Genomic DNA, 14,725 nt, shown 5'->3' with positions numbered 1-14,725 from the left:
TAATCTTCTATCAGGACTTTGAATGACAGCCCTCCCTATGAAGGGTCTAACAATAGTTCTACCGCATCAACAACTTTAAGTTAATAGTTCAAGCAGCACATTAGCAAATACTCAATAGACTATAGGCGCCATTATTCTTTCGCATTAAGGAATGGCGGAAAGGAATTAAATGAATTATATTCAGATAGTTAGTTTAGCTTTCACTTAAGGGCAAACTAATATCAAGTGAATCATATTCATGTTTTAATTCCTTATAATGTAATTTATCTAAAAGCCTTGAACCGTTGAGTTTAATTTCATGGGCCTCTCCTCTTATTGAATCAAGAGCACTATGCTCCATACCACATAAAATTATTTGAAAACTTTGAGGAATGAATAACTTTATTACCTTTAAGATATTCTCATACCTATGACCAGCCTGCTCGTGTTGATTTGGTGTATCAATGATAAATGGAGCAATGCTACATTGATCAACGTCGGCTATTTGTTTTAAAACTGCTAACTGATATGCAAGTAGTCCCCTTGTTCCCTCTGCAGCTCCTCCACCTAGAAGCTTTTTATAGTCAGTAGGAGATTTAACCTTACTCAGATTTATACCTTCAGCTCCAAGGGTTTGAATGTTTTCAAGTAAGTTACCCATAAACATTTCGTTTAACTCTTCTCGCTCAAGCTTAGTCAATAGTTTATCTCTTTGCTTTTTAAGGTCTTTTTCTATGGACTCTGAGCTGGCAACCGCCAATTCTTTAGACTGGAGAGACATGTTAATTTGAGTATCAATATTTTTATGGGCAAGAGAACTTAAAGCTTGATTGAACTTTGTATCAGACTCATTCTCTTGCTCATCGATAAGGTATTTTTTATTAATTCGATCTATCTCAGACTCGACAAAGTTAAGCTGTAACCCTAAATCATCAAGCTCAACCTTTTTAATATGTAACTCTTTTTGAATTACTTCAGATTGAACCTCTAATGACTCTTTATCCTTAAGTAAACCAGCTCTATTTATGAGTGAATTATCATGCTCAACTCCACATAGGGGGCATTCTAAAGCATCCTCGGCCACATTTTCGACTGCAAATACATAATCTTTCTCTAATGCATTAGCAGCTAATATTGATAATTTTAGCTGTTGTTCTAAATCATATATTTCAGAACGTAAAACAGTTTGCTTCTCAAAAATTTGAGTCTGGAGTTCTGAGTGACTATTTAGCTCAATTTCTATTTCAATTTGAATTTTTTCTAGTTCATCTTTACTTAAAGCTATAACTGTACTTTCACTTGTCTCAGCTAAAACTTCTTTAGCATTGGTTATACGTTCAATGCTTTTTTTAACTTCTTTTTGAACTGACTTCTCTTCGCTTATTTGCTCTTGAACCTCAAAATATTCAGGTTTTAAATATCCGCAAAAGTACTTTATTAGAGGTGGCTTAAAGTTTGTGAACTGTTGAAGTCTTTCAAATGAATTCCAAGGTTCAGACCAACTTTTTAACTGATCAATATAAAAAGGCAAAAAGTAATATGTGGGGGGGAGCTGTTCAAGCTCTTCCTGTCTATTTTCAAGCTTACAGTTGAAGCTAACAATGCTGGCAAACTCTTCCGCAAACTCTCCTGAAATAGAAGTAAATTTACGAAGCTTACCTAATTTTTTTCCTAACAAAATTGTATTTTTATATCTACTAATTATGTACTTTACTCCATTAACCGTAAAGTAAGTAATTGTTTTAACATCATTAGATTTCCACTCCTCATCGAATTGTGGCTCACACCCCATAGACCAGAGTAAACTTTTTACAAGAGTCGACTTCCCTATACTATTATCGTTTCCTGTAACGAGATTCACTCTCTTTAGAAACTCGAACTGATTCGCTTGTTTTTTCGAATCGGATATCAGCACTAACCGTTGAAATATCAAGGCGCTCATTTTTTCTTTCCCTAAGGTTTCTAATTAGTATTTTATAGTTAATTTGCATAATTAATTCGTCAAAAATTGATAAAGGACCTCAGCCATTAAGTCATCATCATTTAAGACTTTTGACCTCAGACCATCATGTTTTGCTTGCTCTAGTAAGGCATATATTAAATCTTTGTCAGACTCATATTTTGTTTCATCTACTTTAGCTCCAGAACGTTTAAACTGGTTTAATAAGTGATTATCAAGTGAGCTTATAAAACCCACCCGCTTGAGCGCGAGTAAACTTAACTTATCTCTTAAGTTTCTTATTTGCCGATGTCTCAATGAAAATACTTTACTAACTTCATTAAAATCTTCTTTGATTTGGTTTACCGAAGGATGACTAGTATGGATAGTAATAGTTTGGCTTACTTCCTCGGAAGTTAAAGATTTTTTTTCTATCAACCTTTCCCAATCATTATAATCAAACTCAAGCCTAATTTTTCGTCCCATATCATCAGCTATGGCTCTATATATAGAAACAACATTTGTCTGGGCTCCAGGGAGCAAGGTATTAATCAGTTTTGCAAATTCCCCTAAAATAAAATTCTCTTGGTTTTGAAGTTGTATTTCAGGAATAATAAATTGAAGGTGTTCAGGTAGTACCTGAATACCTAGCTCAGCTTTAATAGACGCAGTCAACTCAGCAACAGTATCTTCTTTTAGGTCACCTGTTTTGATAATATCTAGGTTTAAATTATTAGTTGTTGGAAGTGAAAAACCATTAGATGAAACCAAACCAATAGTGGAAACCCGATCTTCATACTGCTTATTTGAACACGAACTCAATAGCTTACCCAGCACAGAATTTTTAGCTGGTTGATCAGGTTTAGATTTAACTCTTTTTGTTAGTGAGGCAGCAGTAAATACCTTCTGCTGGTTTTTTACTTGATAGAAGTCAAATTTTGCATGCTTGGGGTCCAAGCTATCAGAAATTACAACATCTTCATGATATTCAACTAGTAATGCATATTCTTGCTTATTACTGTGCTTTTCAATTATCTTACACAACGCCCAGTGATACTGAAAAGTGTATTTTCCAAAAGTGCTAGCACCGGCATTTTCTCTTTGGGGTTCTGCAAGGACATTGTCAGTCATATGACATTAATCTCGATCTATTTCCTTATAAAACTTAGTATTACATGATAACTTCAATTCACAAAGTTGAATATGCAGCTTAATTTATCATTTTAATTTTGTTTATAACTCCCTTCTACGCGCCTTCATAACTTCACCATGAATGATCTTTTAACTTTATCATTTGATTAAAAGAGGTTTTTAATGGAGGTAATATATTAGAAAGCCATTCCTTACAATTTTAAGTATTTAATAAATGCTTCTATCTAATCATTGAGAGACGCACCAAAATAACTATAAGTCTTAAAAGTTACAAGGTTACATTAATTTGGTATATTAAAAAGTAGCACAGAGGTAGCACAGGGTAATTTCGGTTAGTATGTATTTACTTGGAAAGCTTGTAAAAGTGGTGGCCCCTCCCAGACTCGAACTGGGGACCTAACGATTATGAGTCGTGTGCTCTAACCAACTGAGCTAAGGGGCCAACTTTTATATAACTGCTAGGCAGTTAATTTTTGAAGCGTTCAGTCACAGAGCGACTAAAGCGGGTTGCAGTATAAAAACTTTTTGGGGGCTTGTCACTACTAAAAAACCTTTATTTTAACAATCAGTAAGCTAACTGCTTAAATAGTAATCTTTTATGAGGGAGTAATGTGTAAAAATGAGGAATTTAAGAGAAGGGATTCATGCAAGCCAATTAAAAGTGCCTATTTAAGCTGTATTTAAAATTGACTTACACAACTAATAATACAAATAACACAACGTTACTTTTTAGCAATAATATAAATGGCGTGTATTAACCCTGGGAAATAACCTAGCAGTGTTAATAAAATATTTAACCAAAAATGCATACCTAAGCCTACTTGCAAAAATACACCTAGTGGCGGTAATAAAACTGACAATATTATACGAATGATATCCATAACTTAACTCCTTTAAAATTAAAAAACAAAAAGCCCAGATTCACTGGGCTTTGAGTATAGTGCATTATTCAGCAACGATAGATAATTTATCTACCACGTCGCGCACATCTTCAGCATTTTTGGCAATTTTAACCGCTAGCTGTTTTTCAGCTTCAGATTCTACAGAACCGTTTAGAGTTACAATACCGTTATCGGTATCAACATCGATGTCTGTACCACCAACTTCTGAGTCAAATAGGAAGCGTGTTGTGATTACGGTGGTGATTTTAGCGTCTGTTAGGTCGTTATCACCATCATCCATCATGTCTTTGTCTGTGTTTTTGGTATCCATGTTTTTTACAACAGTCAGGCTGTTTTCAACATCGGATACGCCATCTAGGCTAAGTACAAGTTCTTCTGCTAACTCTTTTTCAATTTCGCTATCAACTTTACCTGTAAGTACTACCTTGCCATTTTTTACATCAGTGTTAATGTCAAAGTTGTTTAGATTAGTGTTCATAAGTAGCACTGTTTCTGCCTTACCATCAATCCAAGCATCTTTACTTTCGTTTTCCCAGCTGTTTGCTTGGGCACTCATAGCCGTAGTACCAAGAACTAAAGCCGCGATAATAGATTTGTTAAATGTTTTCATAATCTTTCTCCTTTTGATTAAAGACACTTTAACTAATGCGAACTTTAGGCCAACTAAATTTAACATTTAAATTCAATGGGTTGGGAATTTAAATCAACTCATTTCATGTTATAGCCGTGTAACTATTTACAGACTCATCGGTAAAACTTTCTCACATTGTGAAAATAGCTAGATAATTGCTGTTTTGGTTAATCTATCGTTAATATAACAAAACTAAAAACAGACTGAAAAATTAAGCCTCTGATAATTATTGAAATTATATTTGGTACGCCGTTTGCTTACTCACCACCAATAGTAAATATAATAAGGAATACCCATGTCTGTAAAAGTTGAAGACCGCCCAATAGAGCATGTACGCGAACAAGTGATAGATCAATTAATTTATAATTACAGCCATGGCGTTATTTCAGTGGATGCATTTGAAAGACGCTTAGATGAGGCTATGGATGCAAGTAGTAATGAAGCTTTGTTAATCCTAGTTGAAGACTTAACACTTAATACCGATCAGCAATATAAAGCAGAAAAACAATCGCAATTTACTCCACATTATAGTGCACAGCAAAACAGCGATGATGATTTTACGCTACGCAGCATTTTGGGTTCTAACGAGCGCAGTGGTCAATGGGTTGTGCCAAAAAATATATACTTAACCAATTTTATGGGCTCTGTAGTGCTTGATTTTACTGATGCCATTTTTACCCACCAAAATGTAACGATTCACGTTAACTGTATTTTTGGTAGCGATGAAATTTATGTACCAGAGCATGTAAATGTAGTCTCTAAAATGTTTTGTATTTTAAGCAGCCTTGAAAACAAGTCGGTATCGCTTAACAAGCGCCAAGGGCCCACTATTCATATTGAAGGTAAAGCAGTAATGGGATCGGTTGAAGTTAAAATAAAACGCACCATAAAAGAGAAGTTTATGAGCTTTGCAAACGAGCTAAAAACACAACTTGGCGTTAATAATAACCGCTCATTATAATTTATCTAGCAGCGCGTTAGAGTCGATTGACCTTTAAGGTCAGATATTGCCTTAATTAGGTGCGTTTAATTGCTGCCCGAGATTTGTAACCTAAATAACCTGAACTCTGGATAATAAATCTATCTCAAGCAACTATTTTCAGTGCTAACTGCAGTCCTAGGTAGAGCCTTTCGTTAGCCTGTGTTTGGCATTTATACGTTGTTATTACCTATTTATAGGGAATAAGCACACCACATAGGTGTGTTCTACTAAAAACCAAACACACGGCTTAAAATTCAACTTCGAAAGATAAATAAGCCAAAGTTACTGCCTGACGTTTTATTATAAATCGTTATTTCGCTCGCTTGGTATATCACTTAAATATTCTACAAACTCTACTTCAAATCCAGCCGGATCGATAAAATAAACATTTTTTCTAAATGGGTTGTCACCGCCTTGTTTATCTATTTTAAAATCAACTTGTTGCAAACGCTTTACTACTGCATCTAAATTTTGGGTAACGTAAGCAAAGTGCGCTAAACCTAATTGATGGCCTGCTAAATCTCGGTTTTCACCTTCACCATGATCGCTCATTGCAATGTATTGTGTGTCATCACCAAAATGCACCCAGCGCCTTGGTTTACCATGCCAAGTGCCCCTACCTTCACTTCGGATTGACCAATGAGGGAATACCGCTTGATAAAATTTAATCATATCCTCAATATTATTAACCACTAAATTGACATGTTCTAAATACATAATGTGTCCTTCTTGATTGAGTATGCAAACACAATAAAACCTCAAGTTAACTTTAGGTAAAGTGGTTTTTTAGATTTATTTAAATTTTATACAGCCGCAAATATATATGCAGAACAATAAAGTATAAAAAACACACAAAAGTATTTAGGGTTTATTGTTTACTTTATGGCAGAAATCGCTAAAATACGCCGGCTGAAATATATAAACGTTCTTTTACAACCCAAAGGTAACTCCATGCATCCAATGTTAAACATTGCGGTTCGCGCTGCGCGTAACGCAGGCAAAATTTTACTTCGCGCAAGTGAAGATTTATCAAAAGTTGAAGTGCAACAAAAAGGCGCTAACGACTTAGTAACTAACATTGATAAAGAAGCTGAAGCCGTAATTCGTGACACTATTTTACAATCTTACCCAACTCACTCGATTGTTGGTGAAGAGTTAGGTGAGCATAAAGGCAAGGATGATGATTACCAATGGATTGTAGATCCTATCGATGGAACAACTAATTTCATCAAAGGCATCCCTCATTACGCGGTTTCTATCGCACTTAAAGTTAAAGGTCGTTTGGACCAAGCTGTTATTTATGATCCAATTCGTGGTGAGCTTTTCACGGCTTCTCGTGGTCAAGGCACTCAGCTTAACAGCAAACGTCTTCGTGTAAGCAAAACTACCGTTCTTGCGGGCACTGTACTTGCTACTGGTTTCCCTTTCAAAAATAAAAACCACATGGATGCATACACTGAAGCATTTAAAGCATTGTTTGTACACACTGCTGATATTCGTCGCGCAGGTTGTTCTGCACTAGATATGGCATACGTTGCAGCGGGTCGTGTTGATGGATTTTTTGAAATTGGTTTAAAACCGTGGAATTCTGCAGCGGGCGAACTAATGGTTAAAGAAGCCGGCGGTATGGTTGTAGATTTTGCTGGTGGTAATAACTATAGCCACAGCGGTAATATCATCTGTGGTTCACCAAAATTGACTCAAGCGATTATTCGTGAAATTCGCCCAGTATTAACTGAGTCGTTACTTCGCTAATTTAATGCTACTAATACGAATCTGCATAAGTATTTGAACAATTTAACGAATTAAATTTCCCTACCTAAGTAGATTGGTACAACAGTATACTAAAAAGGAGCTCAGGCTCCTTTTTTTGTGTCTAAAAATAAGGGTTATCAAGCTTAAGCTCTATTGTTTTACCTTTTGTGTAAGGTAATGAATTAAGCTCTGTCGCGAAATACTCATAAAATAGCGCATCAAATTCACCATTTTTTTGCATGATTTTAAGCCCTTTTTCAATCGCTTGAGCCAGTTCGGGTTTATTTTTTGAGACAAAATAATAAAGCCCAGTTGGATAGCTAATGTATAAATCTGGCACTATTACTAAATTCTTATCTTTTAAATCCATGAGCTCTGAATTAACTTCGATGAATGAGCGCGGAAAATAATCAATCCGCCCCTGGCTTGTTAATGCAAACATCGAGTTTAAATTAGAAAGTGGCCTAACACTTAGTCCATTGTTAACTAATATCCGCATGTCAGGCCAATCATGACCTTGCACTGCAATAAGCATTGATAATTGCTCAACAGAGGTAATACCTTTAAATTTATCTACATTTTTTGTATTCGTAAGCAGTGCTCTTTTACCAATATACCCTTTAAATAAAGGGATTTTAATTGCAATCGCCAACGACTCTCGCTCAGGGCTACTCATGCTCCAATATAAATCAAGGGCGTTCCCATCAAGTGCCATAAGATTTCGTTGTTGATGAGGGTGAACTGGCACTAAATTTATTTCAGCTGAGTAATCGGCTCTTATAAGTGCTTTTGAGAGTAATTCATTGAGGTAGTCGTCACGCGTAAAATGCGAGTGTTGATCTTGAGGGACATTAATAATATTGACTTCGCTTGCTATAGCACTACACACAAACAAGCTTACAACGCTAACCAGATACTTAAATGGCAACATAATAATCACCTACTTTGTTAAACTACCTTTTTACTATTTGCTAAACGCACCACCGCTGGTGTAGGCCTTCTTCGCTTACAGATAAAAAGATAGCTATGACGGTATCGTTTGGCCTCTTTTTTAGCATCAGTCGCTAATGCAGCTACTTGATGACTATTTTTACACTGTTGTAAATCAGGTTCAACCAAACCAATCGATAAGGTCAGTAAGGGGACAAATTGCTTTTCACCTTCGCGATTTGTAGCCCAGTATCCTTTGCTTTTAATATGCTCAGGAGTAAAAAATAGCTGTGACTGCAATTCAAACCGTTCAATAATTGTATTGCAAATTGTAACTGCATCACTTTGGTCAAACACAACCATAAAGTCATCACCGCCAATATGTCCTACAAAGTTAGCACTGTTTGTGCAAGCTTGCACTGTTACATCGGCTAATAATTTAATTACACTATCACCGCTGGCATAACCATATAAGTCATTAAATTGTTTAAAGTGATTTAGGTCTATATAAGCTAATGAAAATTTTAACTTATTACGCAGCCTTTGCTCTATAGCTTCATTTATAGCAACATTACCTGGTAGCATAGTAAGCGGATTAGCGTGCTGTGCGTGGCGAATTTTTTCTTCGGTAATATGTTTTAAAATATCTCTCAGGGGCGCTAATCCCAAGTATTTATTATTGCGTGTAATAACTATATGCCTGCGTATATCAAAATCCTGATCTGTTATTTGCTTACTTACGACATCAAGCATTTGATTCTCGTCAACGACTAATGGCTGCTTGTCCATTAATTCTGTAACTGGGCGTTTATCATAAAGTGCGTGCCCGTAGGGGGCCGCAAATACTTCCGTTAGCTGATCTTTATGGAGTAAACCAATTGGCTGGTCATCTTGATTTAATACTGGGATACTAATAATTGATTTGTCTTGCTCAAATAGCTTGTGAGCATCCTTACAGCGTGTGTCGCTATCAATTGCTGACTGAGTTAAAGCAAGATACCCTATTGCCATTGATTGCTCACAGAGCGCCTTTGCTTTAAATGTTAGTGCTTGTATTTGCTCAGAACTAAAGTCATAACTTGGTCGTAAACTGGGCCTTTCGAGTAAAAATCCCTGTACGTTACTAATGCCTAAGCTCTCAACTAACGCCAGCTCCTCCGGACGCTCAATACCTTCTGCAATAACGGCTGTATTAGTTGCTTTAGCAAGTATAGTGATTGATTTTAAAAACTCTTTTTTAACGTCACTCTCATCACAAAAATCAATAAAATAGCGATCTATTTTTACAAAATCTGGACATAACTCAGACCACTGCTTTAACCCTGAGTAGCCAGCGCCTAAATCATCAATAGCAATGGTAAAACCAAGCTCTCGATAATGAGCAATTGTTTTTAAAAGTAAAAACCCATCATCAACTTTCTCTTGCTCAGTAACCTCAATCACAACTCTGTTCGCAGCTAATCCAAATTGCTCAATTAAATGCAACGTTTCGCCTTTGGGGTGACACGGATCGAGTAAAGTTTTAGGGCTTACATTTAAAAAGAGCTTGCCTTGGAGGTTTAATTTTACAAAGTTTTCGATTGCTTTAGAGCGACATAATAATTCAAGTTCTGAAATTAATGCATGCTGATGAGCCACTTCAAATAACTTATTCGGCATTTCAAGTGGACTATTTTTAGGACCGCGACTGAGCGCTTCGTAACCAATAATACTTTGATTAGATATATTAAAAATAGGCTGAAATAATGTCGTTATTTCAGCATTATTTAAAATATACTCTAAAACTTTGTGTTGTACGGTCACGTCGGACTCTAATTATAATTTGATAAGAATAATAAAGTAGCAAGCCTGTATTACAATTTTATTGCACTGAAATAAACGCCACGCAATAAAAAACCGCTCAACAGAGCGGTTTTTTTAACAGTTACACAACCATTACGGCATAGCGTCTTGGTCTGCACCTTCTTTTTCAATTACTTCTGGTATTAAATCTTCTTTGCTTACGCCCATTGCAAGTGCAACAGAGCTGGCAACATAAATAGAAGAATAAGTACCAATAAACACACCAAATAACAATGCAGTTGCAAAGCCATGAATAGTTTGTCCGCCCCATGCAAACAAGGCAATCAATACTAAAATAGTGGTGATTGATGTTACAAGTGTACGGTTAAGTGTTTGGGTAAGTGAAATATCAATAATTTCAACTGTGTCGTCAATACGTACTTTACGGAAGTTTTCACGAATACGGTCCGACACAACAATGGTATCGTTAAGTGAATAACCAATTACCGCAAGAATTGCCGCCAATATAGTTAAATCAAACTCTAAACCTAATATAGAAAACAAACCTACAGTAATAATAACATCGTGTAATAGTGCACCTACCGCACCCACAGCGAAGCGCCATTCAAAGCGAAATGCAACATAGATTAAGATACAAATAAGTGCAGTTAACATGGCTAGGCCACCCTGCTCTTTTAAGTCTTCACCTACACTTGGGCCTACAAACTCAATACGGCGCATTACTACGCTGTCGTCTGCTTTTTTAAGTGCGTCGATTACTTGGTTACCAATCACTTCCGCTTTTACATCGCTACCGCGTGGCGCTAAGCGAACTAAAATCTCTTGGCTTGAACCAAACAATTGTACCGATGCATCGGAAAAGCCATTTTCAGCTAGCGCATCACGTACTTTTTTAAGGTCAGCAGGTTGTGAAAAACCAACTTCTACAGCAGTACCGCCTGTAAAATCTAAACCAAAGTTTAAGCCTTTAACAAAAATTGATGCAAACGACGCTAAAATTAGTAACGTCGAAAAACCCATAGCCACTTTTCGAAGAGACATGAAACGAAGGGTTCTACTACCCAAACTTAAAATTTGCATGCCTGCTCCTTAAATCGAAAGTTTATCAATGCGTTTACCACCAACAAATAAGTTGATTACCGCACGGGTACCAACGATGGCTGTAAACATTGAAGTTAAAATACCAATCGCAAGTGTCACTGCAAAGCCCGCAATCGGACCTGTGCCCACTGCAAACAGTATAATGGCAGCAATTAGTGTCGTGATGTTGGCATCAAATATAGTGCTAAATGCGCTATCGTAACCAAAATGAATCGCTTGTTGAGGACTACGGCCATCGGCCAGTTCTTCACGAATACGTTCAAAAATAAGTACGTTGGCATCAACCGCCATACCTACGGTTAATACAATACCCGCAATACCTGGTAGCGTAAGTGTAGCGCCTGGAATTAAAGACATAACGCCAACAATCAGTACTAAGTTAGCCGCAAGCGCAAGGTTTGCAACCATACCAAAGCCTTTGTAGTACACAAGCATAAACACCAGTACAAACGCAAAACCTAGTGCAACCGCAGTCATACCCGCTTCAATATTTTCTTGTCCTAAGCTTGGACCTACTGTGCGCTCTTCAACAATTTGAATTGGTGCTACAAGCGCACCTGCACGAAGTAGCAAACTTAAGTTATGCGCTTCAGCAGGGTTATCAATACCCGTAATACGGAACGAGCGGTCAAGACGAGCTTGAATTGTTGCTACGTTAATTACTTCTTCGACCTTGATAGGTGGAAGTGCTTTACCGTCTGCATCTTTTTTACCTGATGGCTTGTATTCAATAAATACCGTTGCCATACGCTTGCCAATAGCACGCTTGGTAAAGGCATTCATTTTTGCCCCACCTTTGCTATCTAACGTAATACTTACTTGCGGACGTTGGTATTCATCAGCGCCAGATTGCGCGCCCGTAATATGGCTGCCCTCTAAAATAATACGCTTTTTAAGTACAACAGGGTAACCGTCGCGGCTCATGATCATTTCAGTACCCGCTGGGATACGACCTTGGGCAGCAGCGCTAATATCGGCGTTTTCGTCTACTTCACGAAACTCAAGTGTTGCTGTCGCACCTAAAATTTCTTTAGCGCGTGCTGTATCTTGAATACCGGGTAGTTGAACAATAATACGCTCAGCGCCTTGGCGTTGTACGTTAGGCTCTGCAACACCAATTTGGTTGATACGGTTACGAATAATCGTTTCATTTTGCTTGATAGCGTAGTCACGAATTTCTTTGAGTTTTTGCTCACTCATTGTTGCAAAAAATGCTTTATCGTTGCTGCTATCATCAATGTAAACGTTTAGCGGGTAGCGAGTTTCTAAGAAACTTTCTGCAGCATTTTTGTCTTCTTCGGTACGCATTTCTACACGCATACGTTCAGAGCCAGCTACACGGCGAACACTACGGTAACGTAGTTTTTCTTCGCGAAGATCACTGCGAAAATCTTGTTCCATTTGCTCAAGTTGGTTATCAACCGCTGTTGCCATATCGATTTCCATGGTGAAATGAACGCCACCACTTAAATCAAGGCCTAACTTCATTGGGTTGCCACCAACCGCTTTTAACCAAGCTGGTTGAGCAGGTGCCATATTAATGGCAGAAATGTAATCATCACTAAGCGAATCACGCAGTAAATCTTGCGCTTTTAACTGCTCTTCAACATTTTTTAAACGAACTAAAATTTGTCCATCTTCAAGTATTGTCGATTTAGCGGTTACATTATTTTTTTTGAGGATTTCGTTTACTTTGTCTACAACACTGAGATCAACATCAGCACCTTTAGCACCTGAAACTTGTATAGCCGGATCGCGACCATACAAGTTTGGAGAAGCATATAAAAGGCCAATGGCTACCACAGCTAAAACAAGTAAATACTTCCAAACCGGAAACTTGTTTAACACGGGGTCGTCCTTATTATTTTTATAGCGACTTCATTGTGCCTTTTGGCAATACTGCAGATACAGATGATTTTTGCACTGTTACTTCTGCTTGCTCATTTAAAGAGATAACGATGAAATCTTTATCTTCAGAAATTTTAACTATTTTACCTACTAAGCCACCTTGAGTTAGCACTTCGTCACCTTTAGCCATCGCATTCATTAAGCTTTTGTGTTCTTTAACACGATTAGCTTGTGGGCGATAAATCAAAAAGTAAAAAACTAAACCAAAAATAGCTAACATAATTAGCATTTGCATAGTGCCGCCGCCTGCCGCTGCTGCGCCTGTACTTGCTTGTGCGTTTGAAATAAATAAACTCATGATACTTCCTCTTTAATTTTTAAAGTTTAATTTTTTATATCTGCTAGCTCTGGCACATCTTGGCCTCGGCGAGCATAAAAATCTTTTACGAATTCTTCTAATTTACCTTCGCTAATTGCATTGCGTAAACCTTCCATAACACGTTGATAGTAACGTAAATTATGAATTGTGTTTAGTCGCGCACCTAAAATTTCGTTACATTTATCAAGGTGATGCAAATAAGCTCGTGAATAATTCCCACACGTATGGCAATCACACTCTGGGTCAAGTGGCCCTGTATCTGTTTTATGCACTGCGTTACGTATTTTAACCACACCTGTGGTAATAAATAAATGACCATTACGTGCATTACGCGTTGGCATAACACAGTCAAACATATCAATGCCTCGGCGAACCGACTCAACTAAGTCCTCTGGTTTGCCTACACCCATAAGGTAACGAGGTTTGTCTTCTGGCATTTTAAACGCACAGTGATCAAGAATGTTCATCATTTCGTTTTTAGGCTCGCCTACTGATAGGCCACCTAATGCATAACCGTCAAAACCAATGTCTTCAAGACCGGCTTGTGATTGTGCACGTAATTCTGGGTACATACCACCTTGAATAATACCAAACAAAGCAGATGGGTTGTCGCCATGACCTTCTTTAGAGCGCTTAGCCCAACGAAGAGATAGCTCCATAGAATCTTTAGCTTCTTTTTCAGTCGCTGGATACGGCGTACATTCGTCAAATATCATTACAATATCTGAACCTAAATCGCGTTGTACTTCCATCGATTTTTCAGGTGACATCATAATTTCATCACCATTTACAGGTGATTGAAATAATACGCCCTCTTCAGTGATTTTACGCATTGCGCCTAGGCTAAATACCTGAAAACCGCCTGAGTCAGTTAAAATAGGGAAATCCCAGTTCATAAAGTCATGTAAATCACCATGCTGCTTAATGATCTCAGTACCTGGGCGAAGCATTAAGTGGAAGGTATTACCTAAACAAATTTGTGCACCAGTCGCTTTTACTTCATCTGGCGTCATACCTTTTACAGTACCGTAAGTACCAACAGGCATAAATGCAGGTGTTTCTATTACACCACGGTCAAAAATCAAGCGGCCACGGCGCGCTTTTCCGTCAGTACGGTCTAATTCAAATTTCATATCATCCTCAATGTCAGAAAAACAGTCCAACAAGCTATAATTTAACCGCTCGATTCTACCCTTTTTGACCAGCCAATACTATTAGCTGCGGTAAATTCAATACTGATAACTTCATTCAAATAAAAAACCCCAGCAACTTAACTGGGGTTTGTAATCATTTTTACTGATAATTTAATACTTAACCTGAACCC

Annotated in this window: 13 protein-coding genes and 1 tRNA gene; 2 read left to right on the top strand and 12 right to left on the bottom strand. The window is 37.4% G+C overall.

The features are described from left to right. Positions 1–193: 193 nt before the first annotated feature. The 5 genes from D172_RS02060 to D172_RS02045 form a co-directional block, all read right to left on the bottom strand. Complete coding sequence (locus tag D172_RS02060) at positions 194–1,921, bottom strand: hypothetical protein (RefSeq protein WP_007376003.1); 1,728 nt, start codon at positions 1,919–1,921, stop codon at positions 194–196. 51 nt (positions 1,922–1,972) lie between these two features. Then, positions 1,973–3,049, bottom strand: coding sequence for a DUF4297 domain-containing protein (locus D172_RS02055; protein WP_007376002.1), 1,077 nt, complete (start codon positions 3,047–3,049; stop codon positions 1,973–1,975). 386 nt (positions 3,050–3,435) lie between these two features. After that, positions 3,436–3,512 (bottom strand) — tRNA-Ile (locus tag D172_RS02050). Positions 3,513–3,792: 280 nt separating this feature from the next. Continuing rightward, positions 3,793–3,951 carry a YqaE/Pmp3 family membrane protein gene (locus D172_RS21140; protein ID WP_002957822.1) on the bottom strand — a complete coding sequence of 53 codons (159 nt, stop codon included), beginning with the start codon at positions 3,949–3,951 and terminating at the stop codon, positions 3,793–3,795. Between the two features lie 64 nt (positions 3,952–4,015). Continuing rightward, on the bottom strand, positions 4,016–4,582 hold the full coding sequence (locus tag D172_RS02045) for a BON domain-containing protein (RefSeq protein ID WP_007376001.1): 567 nt from the start codon (positions 4,580–4,582) through the stop codon (positions 4,016–4,018). A 316-nt stretch (positions 4,583–4,898) separates the two neighbouring features. On the opposite strand from D172_RS02045, the gene D172_RS02040 reads away from it, so the two are divergent. Beyond that, positions 4,899–5,564, top strand: a complete 666-nt coding sequence (locus tag D172_RS02040; protein WP_007376000.1) for a LiaF domain-containing protein — start codon at positions 4,899–4,901, stop codon at positions 5,562–5,564. Between the two features lie 321 nt (positions 5,565–5,885). Here D172_RS02040 and D172_RS02035 read toward each other — a convergent pair whose 3' ends face one another. Beyond that, positions 5,886–6,302 carry a VOC family protein gene (locus D172_RS02035; RefSeq protein WP_007375999.1) on the bottom strand — a complete coding sequence of 139 codons (417 nt, stop codon included), beginning with the start codon at positions 6,300–6,302 and terminating at the stop codon, positions 5,886–5,888. 234 nt (positions 6,303–6,536) lie between these two features. On the opposite strand from D172_RS02035, the gene suhB reads away from it, so the two are divergent. Further along, positions 6,537–7,340 carry an inositol-1-monophosphatase gene (gene suhB / locus D172_RS02030; RefSeq protein WP_007375998.1) on the top strand — a complete coding sequence of 268 codons (804 nt, stop codon included), beginning with the start codon at positions 6,537–6,539 and terminating at the stop codon, positions 7,338–7,340. A gap of 121 nt (positions 7,341–7,461) precedes the next feature. Here suhB and D172_RS02025 read toward each other — a convergent pair whose 3' ends face one another. The 6 genes from D172_RS02025 to tgt all read right to left on the bottom strand — a co-directional run bounded on the left by D172_RS02025 (position 7,462) and on the right by tgt (position 14,534). Beyond that, positions 7,462–8,271, bottom strand: a complete 810-nt coding sequence (locus tag D172_RS02025) for a substrate-binding periplasmic protein (protein WP_007375997.1) — start codon at positions 8,269–8,271, stop codon at positions 7,462–7,464. Between the two features lie 17 nt (positions 8,272–8,288). Then, positions 8,289–10,073, bottom strand: a complete 1,785-nt coding sequence (locus tag D172_RS02020; protein WP_007375996.1) for a GGDEF domain-containing protein — start codon at positions 10,071–10,073, stop codon at positions 8,289–8,291. A gap of 132 nt (positions 10,074–10,205) precedes the next feature. Further along, positions 10,206–11,153 (bottom strand): protein translocase subunit SecF, encoded by a 948-nt coding sequence (gene secF / locus D172_RS02015; RefSeq protein WP_007375995.1) that lies wholly within the window; start codon positions 11,151–11,153, stop codon positions 10,206–10,208. A 9-nt stretch (positions 11,154–11,162) separates the two neighbouring features. After that, positions 11,163–13,022 (bottom strand): protein translocase subunit SecD, encoded by a 1,860-nt coding sequence (gene secD, locus D172_RS02010; protein ID WP_007375994.1) that lies wholly within the window; start codon positions 13,020–13,022, stop codon positions 11,163–11,165. Between the two features lie 19 nt (positions 13,023–13,041). After that, a complete protein-coding gene (yajC, locus tag D172_RS02005) occupies positions 13,042–13,380 on the bottom strand; it encodes a preprotein translocase subunit YajC (RefSeq protein WP_007375993.1) in 339 nt (112 codons plus the stop codon). Between the two features lie 26 nt (positions 13,381–13,406). Continuing rightward, complete coding sequence (tgt, locus tag D172_RS02000; RefSeq protein WP_007375992.1) at positions 13,407–14,534, bottom strand: tRNA guanosine(34) transglycosylase Tgt; 1,128 nt, start codon at positions 14,532–14,534, stop codon at positions 13,407–13,409. Positions 14,535–14,725: the final 191 nt, after the last annotated feature.

Origin of the sequence: Pseudoalteromonas sp. Bsw20308 (assembly GCF_000310105.2) — a bacterium.
GTDB classification, from domain to species: Bacteria; Pseudomonadota; Gammaproteobacteria; order Enterobacterales; family Alteromonadaceae; genus Pseudoalteromonas; species Pseudoalteromonas fuliginea.
The sequence above is the reverse complement of the archived record's forward strand: the minus strand, read 5'-3'. Positions and strand labels throughout refer to the sequence as shown.

Coding starts and splice junctions, on each gene's coding strand:
- yajC (WP_007375993.1), bottom strand. CDS start 13,380: ATGAGTTTATTTATTTCAAACGCACAAGCAAGTACAGGCGCAGCAGCG.
- D172_RS02025 (WP_007375997.1), bottom strand. CDS start 8,271: ATGTTGCCATTTAAGTATCTGGTTAGCGTTGTAAGCTTGTTTGTGTGT.
- D172_RS21140 (WP_002957822.1), bottom strand. CDS start 3,951: ATGGATATCATTCGTATAATATTGTCAGTTTTATTACCGCCACTAGGT.
- D172_RS02045 (WP_007376001.1), bottom strand. CDS start 4,582: ATGAAAACATTTAACAAATCTATTATCGCGGCTTTAGTTCTTGGTACT.
- D172_RS02060 (WP_007376003.1), bottom strand. CDS start 1,921: ATGAGCGCCTTGATATTTCAACGGTTAGTGCTGATATCCGATTCGAAA.
- suhB (WP_007375998.1), top strand. CDS start 6,537: ATGCATCCAATGTTAAACATTGCGGTTCGCGCTGCGCGTAACGCAGGC.
- D172_RS02035 (WP_007375999.1), bottom strand. CDS start 6,302: ATGTATTTAGAACATGTCAATTTAGTGGTTAATAATATTGAGGATATG.
- secF (WP_007375995.1), bottom strand. CDS start 11,153: ATGCAAATTTTAAGTTTGGGTAGTAGAACCCTTCGTTTCATGTCTCTT.
- tgt (WP_007375992.1), bottom strand. CDS start 14,534: ATGAAATTTGAATTAGACCGTACTGACGGAAAAGCGCGCCGTGGCCGC.
- D172_RS02040 (WP_007376000.1), top strand. CDS start 4,899: ATGTCTGTAAAAGTTGAAGACCGCCCAATAGAGCATGTACGCGAACAA.
- D172_RS02055 (WP_007376002.1), bottom strand. CDS start 3,049: ATGACTGACAATGTCCTTGCAGAACCCCAAAGAGAAAATGCCGGTGCT.